Genomic DNA, 11,029 nt, shown 5'->3' with positions numbered 1-11,029 from the left:
TCTCACATCAGTAATACACCTCAGTGCGGCCGCCAAGAAGCCAGACGCACGAACGACATGGGCTGCACCTGCCAGCGGAACAGCCCATCAAGCCGCACATCCCGGCCCTCCGGCGCAGCCATCGAGCCTCGCACGCGCGGAGCAAAGAACCTCCTGTGCGACTCAGACAATCAGGCCCTGGCCTGGTGGGACCACAAAGCGAATGACGACACCAGTTTCAAGACCGTCACACTCAAATCCAGGCGGGAGTGCTGGTGGACGTGCCCAGAATGTGGCCATCAATTCTCGGACATGGTTTACAACATCACATCATCTCCGCGCTGCGGCGCATGCCACGAACAACGGGCTGACGAGTACGAACGATACAAGACCATCATGGTTCGCGAAGTCCCCGAACTCTTGGCGGCCTGGGCGGATCCAGCGGATCCGTCTACCATTGAGGTTGCGGGATCCTGGATGCTCAGGCGATTCAGATGCCCCAAGGGCCATCACCCCAAAATCAACCCTTACACCTTCCTCAACTCAGGCTGCCCCTCCTGCCGTGGCCAAGCCACCCGTCAATCGGCCAAAGCCAGCCTGCGCGATGTGCTCCCGGAGATCGCAGAGCAATGGCATCCGGTCCGGAACGGTAGCGAGTGGACTCCAGACACAGTTGGCCCCGCCTCGACACGGGTGATCTGGTGGAAAGCCAACTGCTGCGGATTCGAGTGGGAAGAAGCCATCGAAACCCGAAACAAATTCAAACGTCAGCGATGCCCACGTTGCGCGACAATTTTAGACTCTCTCGGCTGGGCAGATCCCGGTCTAGCTGCCGAATGGAGCGACGAGAATCCGATGAACGTTTGGCAAGTTCGCCCGACGGCTAGCACGCGGTTCATCCCGAAGTGGGTGTGCTCGATCAACTCCGCTCATCGGTGGGAAGCGCCTCTCACGTCCCGCTCCAGTGGGTCGGAGTGCCCCGAGTGTTGTATCGCCGGCAAATCGAAAGTCGAGCTGGAGCATCTGGCCGCCTGCGCGAATGTATTCACAAATGTGCGCTCAGGCCCATCCCTGCGCAGCCCCTATTTCACGACCAGACAGAGTTGGACAGTGGATATCCTGGCCAGTCACGACAACCGGGAAGTGGCAATCGAGTACGACGGCGCCTATTGGCACTCGGCTCCGGCAAAAATCGCGATTGACCAGCGTAAGACACAGGACCTGCTGGCAGCCGGGTATACCGTGGTGCGATTGCGGGAAGACGATCTGCCCAGCCTCGAAATCCAACATAAATACTACTTTGAGGTTCCGGTGTTCTCCGCGGCGCCGCGACCGCAACAAGTCATCAGCGATGTCCTCGTATTACTCGGCTGAATCTCTGAGTGCACGGCCTAGCGGCAAAACTGAAGCGTCCCTATTTTTGTGCCGCTTTCTTGTGAGAAAGTAAGGCATCAAGACAGGGACGCTTTAGGGTGAACCGTGCCGGGAAACATACCACCATTTTCTGGCGACTGCGCCGGGAATGGTCGGCAATCAGAAGCCACAAATATTTGCTCGTACTCGTCGGGAAATGATGGCCGACGGAAGAATGCAAGGACACAGGACGGTCACCCCAACCTTGATTCAAAGGACCCAAGCTCGGAACGTTCTGACCCGCGACACAGCCATACCTGCATGGACACGAATTTTTCAGTCAGCTGACAAGGATCGCCACACAATTAACGTCGCTAAGGCTCCGGCTCACTATGAACTAGGTGAAGGGGAAAATATCCCCGAAGCAGTCAGCAAGGAGCCGCCAGAGACAAACAGCTAAATCGGCGCTGACGTGCGAGGGCGCCGCATAACAAGATCCTCAGGGGTGCAACCGGTCAACGGGTGTCAACACAGTGTCAAACCTTAAACACGAAAACCCCCTGTGATCAGGGGGTTTAGCGTGCCCGAGGTGGGACTTGAACCCACACATCTTTCGATACTGCATTTTGAGTGCAGCGCGTCTGCCATTCCGCCACTCGGGCCTTCACTAACGTGCTGCAAGCAACACCGTTACAAACATCACGCCCCCGTTTCTCGAATCACTTCCGAACGAGTGCGCGCAACTACTCTACATGCATATAGGCTGTTTTGTGGAACTGAAGCCCCTTCGGGGGTAATTATTTGCAAAATGTGGTGTACCTCACCCTTTACAAGGAGTCTTTGTGTCTGAACAAGCGGAATCAACCCCCACCTCCCCCGCACGCCGCGTCATTGTTGCTGAGGATGAAACACTAATCCGCCTGGACATCATGGAAATTCTTCGAGGAGAGGGCTACGACGTTGTTGGCGAAGCGGACAACGGCGAGAAGGCCGTGGAACTCGCCAAGGAACTCAAACCGGACCTGGTCCTGATGGACGTCAAGATGCCCGTCATGGATGGCATCACGGCAGCTGAGATCATCGTCAAGGCTCGCATTGCCCCCGTGGTCTTGCTCACAGCCTTCAGCCAGAAGGAACTCGTGGAGCGTGCCCGCGACGCCGGCGCCATGGCCTACGTGGTCAAGCCCTTCACCCCCGCTGACCTGATCCCGGCACTGGAGATCGCACTGTCCCGCCACGAAGAGATCAAGGCGCTCGAGGAAGAAGTTTCCGATCTCCAGGAGCAGTTCGCCACCCGCAAGCTCGTAGAGCGCGCCAAGTCCCTACTGACCACCAAGATGGGCTTGAGCGAGCCCGAGGCTTTCCGCTGGATCCAGAAGACCTCCATGGACCGCCGCTTGAGCATGCGCGAAGTAGCCGAGACCATTATCAACCAGGTCAACTAGTCCCCACCGGCCCCCTCGCTTCGTTCCTCAGCCAGGGAACCCTGCCGGCGTGGGCCCAGAATAGCTCACCGGCCCACAAAGCACTGAGGCGGCACCCACCAATTGGTGGGTGCCGCCGTCTCGTGCTTTGGTCAAGAAAGCTTAGCCAACGGGCCAGGGACCAATCTTTTCCTTGACTGCGCGAACGCCGCCGGTCTTTCCGATATCAGCTTGATCGCCAACCACGTGTGCCTTGACCAAGTTGGTGGAGCCAGCCTGTCCGGGAGGGGAACCGGCTGCAATAACAACCATGTCGCCTTCCTCAACCAAGCCCTTGGCCAACAGCGTGGTATCAACCTGCTCGGTCATGGCGTCAGTGTGAGCAACAGAGGGAACCAGCACGGGCTCAATACCCCAGGCAAGGGCCAGCTGGTTCCGAACACGCTCATCCGGAGTGAACGCGAAGACCTGCTTGGACGGGCGCAGGCGCGAGAGACGGTGAGCGGAGTCACCCGACTGTGTGAACGTGGCAATGAACTTCGCGTCCAGCTGATCGGCGATCTGCACGGCTGCTGCGGTGATGACGCCGCCGCGGGTTCTGGGCTGAGAGCCGAGCTTGGGGATCAGCTTCATGCCGGCTTCTTCTTCAGCAGCTTCGATGATCCGGGCCATGACCTTGACGGTCTCGATCGGGAACTTACCAACGCTTGTCTCGCCGGAGAGCATGACTGCATCTGCACCGTCGAGCACAGCGTTTGCGCAGTCAGAAGCTTCTGCGCGGGTGGGGCGAGGGCTTTCGATCATGGATTCAAGCACCTGCGTGGCTACGATGACGGGCTTGGCCCAGCGGCGTGCCATTTCAACACACTTCTTCTGAACCAGCGGGACATCTTCCAAGGGAAGCTCCACACCCAAGTCCCCACGAGCAACCATGATGGCGTCAAACGCGTCAACAATTGCTTCCAAGTTCGCCACGGCCTGCGGCTTTTCGATCTTGGCAATCACCGGCACGCGGCGGCCTTCTTCGTCCATGATCTCGTGGACACGGCTGATATCAGCGGCGTCACGCACGAACGACAATGCGACCAAGTCCACGCCGCACTCAAGTGCCCAACGCAGATCATCTTCATCTTTTTCGCTCAAGGCGGGGACGTTCACAGCAACACCGGGTAGGTTGATGCCCTTGTTGTTGGAGACCTTGCCCGGAACGGTAACAACGGTAACAACCTTGATGGAGTCAACCGCAGTTGCCTGAACGGAGACCTTGCCGTCGTCGATCAGCATGATGTCGCCAACCTTGACGTCTTCAGTCAAAGACTTAAGCGTGGTGGAGCAGATATCTTTGGTGCCCGGAACGTCCTCGGTGGTGATGGTGAAAACATCGCCCACGGCCAGATCATAGCCCTCGCCATTGGCGAAACGGCCCAACCGGATTTTGGGGCCCTGCAAGTCAGCCATCACGGCTACGGGCTTGCCCAGTGCCTCAGCGGCCTTACGGACGTTGTTGTACGTATTTTGGTGCACGGTGTAATCGCCGTGGCTCATGTTCATGCGGGCTACGTTGACGCCCGCCTCCAGTACCGCAAGTGTGTTTTCATAGCTGGCGATTGCCGGCCCGAAAGTCGCAACAATTTTTGCGCGTCTCAATGTACCTACCTTGTGTGTGTTTTTCAGCAGAAATTTTTAGTGACTTGCCTCTAGCCTATCGTCTCGGCACTAGACACTGATAGCCGAGTCACTGGGTGAGACAGGCGCAGGCAAAAAAGTCTCGCCCATCAAGTATTTATCCACTGCAGCCGCACAGGCCCGGCCCTCGGCAATGGCCCACACAATCAGTGATTGTCCGCGCCCGGCATCTCCGGCAGCAAACACGCCCTCGCGCTGTGTCATGTAGTAGCCGTCCCTATCAATATTTGAGCGGGAGTCCACACTGACCGAGATTTGCTGAACCAACTGCTCAGATTCAGGACCTGTGAATCCTAGGGAAAGGAGCACCAGATCCGCCGGGATAATCCGCTCCGTACCAGCCTTGGGCACACGGGCGCCATCACGGTATTCTGTTTCGGCAATTTTTAGCCCGCTCAGAACTCCGTTGTCGCCTAAAAATTCCACCGTGGACGCCAAGTATGTCCGCTCCCCACCTTCCTCATGCGCACTGGCCACCTCAAAAAGGTTGGGAAACATGGGCCACGGATGGTGTGCAGAACGTTCCCGTGGAGGCTGCTGGCCAATAGCCAGCGTTGTCACTGATGCGGCCACCTGGCGATGCGCCGTCCCCAAACAGTCGGCACCGGTGTCTCCACCGCCCAAGATGACCACATGCTTACCGCGTGCATCAATGAGCCCGGCGTCACCGGTGCCGAACGTTTCAGCCGCAACTTTCTTGTTGGCCTGCACCAGATAGTCCATGGCGAAATGTACACCCGCCAGCTCACGGCCCGGAATAGGCAGATCACGCGGCACCGTGGCACCCGTGCAAACAATGACGGCGTCAACTCGGCGCCGCAGGTCCTGCCACCCAATGTCACGCCCAACCTCCACGCCCGTGCGGAAACGGGTTCCTTCCGCCTCCATCTGCACCACCCGGCGATCCACACTCTCCTTCTCCAGCTTAAAATCAGGAATCCCGTAGCGCAGCAGCCCACCAATACGTTCCGCGCGCTCGTACACCACCACGGTGTGCCCGGTTCGGGTCAGCTGCTGGGCCGCAGCCAGCCCGGCAGGCCCGGAACCTACGACGGCGACTGTCTTGCCTGTGAGCCTGGTGGGCGGCAGCGGGTGGACCCAGTCCTGGTTGAAGGCCTCATCGATGATCGAGACCTCAACTTGTTTGATGGTCACGGCAGGCTGATTGATCCCCAGCACACAGGCACTTTCACAGGGAGCCGGGCACAGCCGGCCAGTGAACTCAGGAAAGTTATTGGTGGAGTGCAGGCGCTCAATAGCATCCTGGCCTTTGTCCCGCCACGTGAGGTCATTCCATTCCGGAATCAGGTTTCCCAAGGGACAGCCCTGATGGCAGAACGGCACCCCACAGTCCATGCAACGTCCGGCCTGGGCCTTGAGTACGCCTTTTTCCTGAGCCTCATAGACTTCTTTGAAGTCCATGAGACGCACGGGGACGGGGCGCCGCTTCTGGGTGATACGTTCGCGATTGTTCAAGAATCCATGTGGATCAGCCACGGGTAACCTCCAAAATTTTCGCCCAGACGGTTGCCCCATCCGGATCCTCACCCAGATCAGCTGCTGCCAACCGGGTTTGTAAAACTGCTGCATAGTCGCGGGGCAGGACCTTTGTCAGCCGCGCCAGGGTGGCCGGGAAATCGGCGAGGAGGGCTGAGGCAACTTCTGAACCGGTCTCTTCGGCGTGCCGGCGCAACAGTGAGCCGATCACGTCTGCATCAACGCTGTCCGGGCTCAAGAGCACCAGCTCCCCCGCTTCCAGCGCCGCCTTGTTCACTGACATCCTGTCCAAGTCCAAAACGTAAGCCGTGCCGCCGGACATGCCGGCACCAAAATTGCGTCCTGTGGCTCCCAAAATTAAGGCGGTGCCACCTGTCATGTATTCACACCCATGGTCCCCTATACCCTCAACCACAGCGGTTGCCCCGGAATTGCGGACTAGGAAGCGCTCCCCCACTAGTCCGCGGAGGAACATCTCCCCGCTGGTGGCACCGTAGCCAATGACGTTCCCGGCAATCACATTTTCCTCCGCGACGAACTTGCTTTCACGCTCAGGAGTCACCGTGATCCGGCCCCCTGAAAGTCCTTTGCCCACGTAATCGTTGGCATCGCCGAGCAAACGCAGCGTGATCCCTGCGGGCAGGAATGCGCCCAGTGACTGACCAGCTTGTCCCTTCAGCGTCACGTCAATCGTGTCCGGACCCAGCAGGTCAATACCAAACGTGCGGGTGACGTGATGGCCCAGCATGGTGCCAACCGAACGGTCCGTGTTGACAATAGGCAGACTGATTTTCACCGGGACACGCGCTGTGAGTGCATCCTGTGCCATGGTGATGAGCTGCTGGTCAAAGTGCTTCTCCAGCTCATGGTTTTGTTGGACCAGATTCCGCACGGGGGCATCCGGGCGAACTCCTGCATCGGAGAGGATGGGGCTCAGATCCAGCCCCGCTGTTTTCCAATGGCCCACGGCTGCACGCAAGTCCAGCACCTCGCTGTGACCAATGGCCTCCTCCAAAGTGCGGAAGCCTAGCGCGGCCAATGTCTCACGCACCTCCTGCGCCAGGAACTCGAAGAAGTTGACCACGAATTCTGGCTTTCCCGTGAACCTGCTGCGCAACTCGGGGTTCTGGGTGGCCACACCCACGGGGCAGGTATCCAGATGGCACACACGCATCATGACGCAGCCGGAAACTACCAGCGGTGCCGTGGCGAAGCCGTACTCCTCGGCCCCTAGCAGCGCGGCAATCACCACATCGCGGCCCGTCTTCAGCTGTCCATCCACCTGTACCACAACCCGTTCACGCAAACCGTTCAGACGCAGGGTTTGCTGAGTTTCGGCCAACCCCAGCTCCCATGGCATCCCCGCGTGTTTAAGCGAGTTCAGCGGGGAGGCGCCGGTTCCGCCGTCGTGCCCGGAAACCAGGACCACGTCGGCCTTGGCCTTGGTCACGCCGGCCGCTACGGTGCCAATTCCCATCTCGGAGACGAGCTTGACGTGGACCCTGGCGCTGGGGTTGGCTCGTTTGCAGTCATAGATCAGCTGGGCCAAGTCTTCGATCGAATAAATATCGTGATGCGGCGGCGGAGAGATGAGTCCCACCCCGGGTGTTGAGTGCCTGGTCTCGGCAATCCACGGGTATACTTTTTGGGCCATGAGCTGCCCGCCCTCACCAGGCTTGGCGCCTTGAGCCATTTTGATTTGGATGTCCGTGGCATTGCTCAGGTACAGGCTTGTCACACCAAAACGGCCCGAGGCAACTTGTTTGATGGCGCTGCGGCGTTCCGGATCGAGGAGCCGGTCAACATCTTCCCCGCCCTCCCCCGTATTTGATTTTGCACCCAACCGGTTCATGGCAATGGCCAGCGTCTGGTGCGCCTCTTGGGAGATGGAACCGTAGCTCATGGCTCCGGTGGAGAACCGCTTAACAATGCTGTGTACTGCTTCGACTTCCTCCAGCGGGATGGGTTGGCGGTCCTTGAAGGTGAGCAGGCCGCGGAAGGTGTTAAGTTCGCGGGCCTGATCGTTGATGCCGTCGCTGTACTTTTTGAAGATGTCATAGCGGCGTTCCCTGGTGGCATGCTGGAGCCGGAACACGGTGTCAGGGTTGAACAGGTGGGGTTCACCATCGCGGCGCCACTGATACTCGCCACCGCCCAGAAGCGGGCGGTGCGGCACGTCTACCCCATCAACAGGGTAGGCAAGGATGTGCCGGGCGCTGACCTCTGCGGCGATCACATCAAGGCCCACACCTCCCAGCTGGGATACAGTGCCGGTGAAGTAGTCACTGACGAGTTCATGCGATAGCCCTAAAGCTTCAAAAGTTTGCGCTCCGCAATAGGAAGACACGGTAGAGATGCCCATTTTTGACATGATCTTCAGGACGCCTTTACCCAATCCCTTGATCAGGTTGTACACAGCCTGCTCCGCCGTCACTACCGTCACATCACCGGTGCGTACCAATTCCTCCACCGATTCCATGGCCAGGTATGGATTGACTGCTGCCGCCCCGTAACCCACCAGAACAGCAACGTGGTGGACTTCGCGGACATCTCCCGCCTCAACCACCAGGGAGACTTTAGTGCGGTTGGCACTGCGCAACAAGTGGTGATGAACGGCGCTGAGCAATAGCAGTGACGGGATGGGTGCCCACGCGGCGGAAGAGTCCCTATCGGAGAGCACCACATACTGCACACCACGGTTGATGGCCCCGGAAACCTGCTCACAGATCTCGGTCAGCCGGGCACGCAAGGCACGCTCGCCGCCGTCGTGCTTGTACAAGCCACGCACCTTCATGGCAATCCGCGCCCCACCGGAACCATCCGCCCCAAGAGGGGTTTCCATATTGGCAATCTTGGCAAGTTCATCATTGTTGATCACAGGGAAGGTCAGGGAAAGCTGGGGCGCCGCCACTTTGTTGCGGGAGAGCAGATTCCCTTGCGGACCAATGGTGGTGTTCAAAGATGTGACGAGTTCTTCACGAATCGCGTCCAAGGGCGGGTTGGTCACCTGAGCGAACTGTTGAACAAAGTAGTCAAAGAGGAGCCTTGGCCGCTTGGAGAGCACCGCCACCGGAGTATCGGTCCCCATGGCACCGAGAGGTTCGGCACCCGTAGCGGCCATGGGCCCCAGCAGGATCTTCAGCTCTTCAGTGGTGTACCCAAACGTGCGCTGGCGGTGCAGCACTGAGGCGGTGGTGTGAATGACATGCTCGCGATCCGGCAAGTCAGCCAGGCGCAAGGTGTTCTCCTTTGCCCATTGCTCATAGGGCTGGGCGGCTGCGGCCTGGGCCTTGATGCTGGCGTCACTGATGATCACACCCTTGTCAGTGTCCACCAGGAACATGGTGCCCGGCGCTACCCGGCCTTTGCTGGAGATGGTTTCCGGGGCAAGCTCGAGAACGCCAACCTCGGAGGCCAGCACAACCAGCCCGTCAGTGGTGGTCCAATAGCGGGCGGGGCGCAAACCATTGCGATCCAACGTGGCACCGACCAGGGTGCCGTCAGTGAAGGACACCGCGGCCGGCCCGTCCCACGGCTCCATCATGAGTGAGTGGTATTCGTAGAACGCCCTCCGGGCAGGGTCCATGGTGGCATGGTTTTCCCACGCTTCCGGAATCATCATCATGATGGCTTCGGTGATGGGCCGCCCAGCGAGCCACAGCAGTTCTGCCACTTCATCGAAGGAGGCAGAGTCCGAGGCGCCGGGGGTACAGATGGGAAATAACTCCTCCGGGGTGTCCCCCAGCAAGGGGTGTGCCAGGGTGGACTGCCGGGCGCGCATCCAGTTCCGGTTTCCCTTGACGGTATTGATTTCGCCATTGTGGGCGATGGTACGGAAAGGCTGCGCCAACGGCCACGACGGGAAGGTGTTGGTGGAGAACCGTGAATGAACTACCGCAAGCTTGCTGGCGAAACGCTCGTCGGAGAGGTCAGGGTAGAAAGGCTCCAACTGGGCCGTGGTGACCATGCCTTTGTAGACCATGGTTTTGGATGATAGCGAAGGGAAGTACACGCCAAATTTCTGTTGCGCTCGCTTGCGCAGGCGGTAGGCCAAACCATCCAGTTCATTGGCTTCGGTGATTGCCAGCGGCTGCTGCGGTTCGGTGGCCAGTGTCAGGAAGAGTTGACTGAAATAAGGCATGCAGGCCAGGGCGCTAGCGCCCACCAAACTTGCCACCACGGGCACATCCCGCCAACCCAGAACTCTCAGGCCTTCAAGAGCGGCAAGGGACTCTAAGCCCTCCCGCGCGGCGGCTAGCTCCTGGGGGTCTGTTGGGAGAAAGGCGGTTCCCACCGCGTAGTTACCCTGCGCGGGAAGCTGGAAATCCGTCACATCCCGGAAGAACGCATCCGGGATCTGGGTCAAAATGCCGGCGCCGTCGCCCGTGCCTTCATCAGCCCCGACCGCGCCACGGTGTTCTAAGTTCCGCAGTGCGATCAGTGCTTTTTGCACAATATGGTGTCCGGGAGTGCCTCGCAGGGTAGCAACAACGGCCAGCCCACACGCGTCCTTCTCATGCTCGGGGTTGTACAGCCCCGCCTTTTCCGGCATGGTGGCAAATCGAGTAAACGGCGAGAGCGCTGCAGGCTGCTGTATCTGGTCAGGCAGGGTCTGGTGATGCTGGCTCACTTGCTGCTGCGCCGCGCGCCGCTGAACCGCTTGCCGAGGGTAACTGCCTTTTTGTTGCTTGGTCACCATGTGGAGGTCCTTCCCCAGGTATGAGCGTTGATGTGGGACAACACTTGATGCGGGACAACGCTGGCCCATGCGCCGGAAGACTAATCCCTCTGGCGGTCCTGCCGTAGCGATCCCTGCGTGGCTTAAGCCCCGGCGATACACCCCCGAGGGGTACCGGAGCGCTAAGCACCGATCTGTTTACGCATGAATTCGTGATTCCTTAGTGCATTTGCACTGAGGAAGGCAGATCCATTGTTCAGACGTTCCATGCAGCGGCTTTCACTATATAGCCGTGCAGAAGGTGAGAATATGCAATTCTCAAATAACAAGACATTCAGCACGATCAGTAATATTTCTGCGGGTGTGTACTGCTTAGTGGCATCGACTCACTGCACCCAGAGGCCTCTGGTGC

At 59.0% G+C, this 11,029-nt stretch carries 5 protein-coding genes and 1 tRNA gene; 2 read left to right on the top strand and 4 right to left on the bottom strand.

Going from position 1 to position 11,029, the window contains the following annotated elements:
* The coding region (locus RY113_RS17815; protein ID WP_315915702.1) for a zinc-ribbon domain-containing protein at window positions 1–1,353 on the top strand (1,353 nt) is incomplete at its 5' end.
* Between the two features lie 560 nt (window positions 1,354–1,913).
* Here the strand turns inward: RY113_RS17815 and RY113_RS17810 are convergent.
* A tRNA-Leu gene (locus RY113_RS17810) sits at window positions 1,914–1,994 on the bottom strand.
* A 180-nt stretch (window positions 1,995–2,174) separates the two neighbouring features.
* On the opposite strand from RY113_RS17810, the gene RY113_RS17805 reads away from it, so the two are divergent.
* On the top strand, window positions 2,175–2,777 hold the full coding sequence (locus RY113_RS17805; protein ID WP_110106177.1) for an ANTAR domain-containing response regulator: 603 nt from the start codon (window positions 2,175–2,177) through the stop codon (window positions 2,775–2,777).
* Between the two features lie 141 nt (window positions 2,778–2,918).
* Here the strand turns inward: RY113_RS17805 and pyk are convergent, their stop codons facing one another.
* The 3 genes from pyk to gltB all read right to left on the bottom strand — a co-directional run bounded on the left by pyk (window position 2,919) and on the right by gltB (window position 10,491).
* A complete protein-coding gene (gene pyk / locus RY113_RS17800; RefSeq protein WP_110106176.1) occupies window positions 2,919–4,403 on the bottom strand; it encodes a pyruvate kinase in 1,485 nt (494 codons plus the stop codon).
* A 69-nt stretch (window positions 4,404–4,472) separates the two neighbouring features.
* Window positions 4,473–5,939 carry a glutamate synthase subunit beta gene (locus RY113_RS17795; RefSeq protein ID WP_315915701.1) on the bottom strand — a complete coding sequence of 489 codons (1,467 nt, stop codon included), beginning with the start codon at window positions 5,937–5,939 and terminating at the stop codon, window positions 4,473–4,475.
* A complete protein-coding gene (gltB, locus tag RY113_RS17790; RefSeq protein WP_315915705.1) occupies window positions 5,932–10,491 on the bottom strand; it encodes a glutamate synthase large subunit in 4,560 nt (1,519 codons plus the stop codon). Before gltB ends, RY113_RS17795 begins: the two co-directional genes overlap by 8 nt.
* Window positions 10,492–11,029 lie beyond the last annotated feature (538 nt).

It is taken from the genome of Arthrobacter sp. lap29 (genome assembly GCF_032458965.1).
GTDB lineage: Bacteria > Actinomycetota > Actinomycetes > Actinomycetales > Micrococcaceae > Specibacter > Specibacter psychrochitiniphilus.
This window is presented reverse-complemented; position numbering and strand designations above follow the sequence as displayed.

Coding starts and splice junctions, on each gene's coding strand:
- gltB (WP_315915705.1), bottom strand. CDS start 10,491: ATGCCGGAAAAGGCGGGGCTGTACAACCCCGAGCATGAGAAGGACGCG.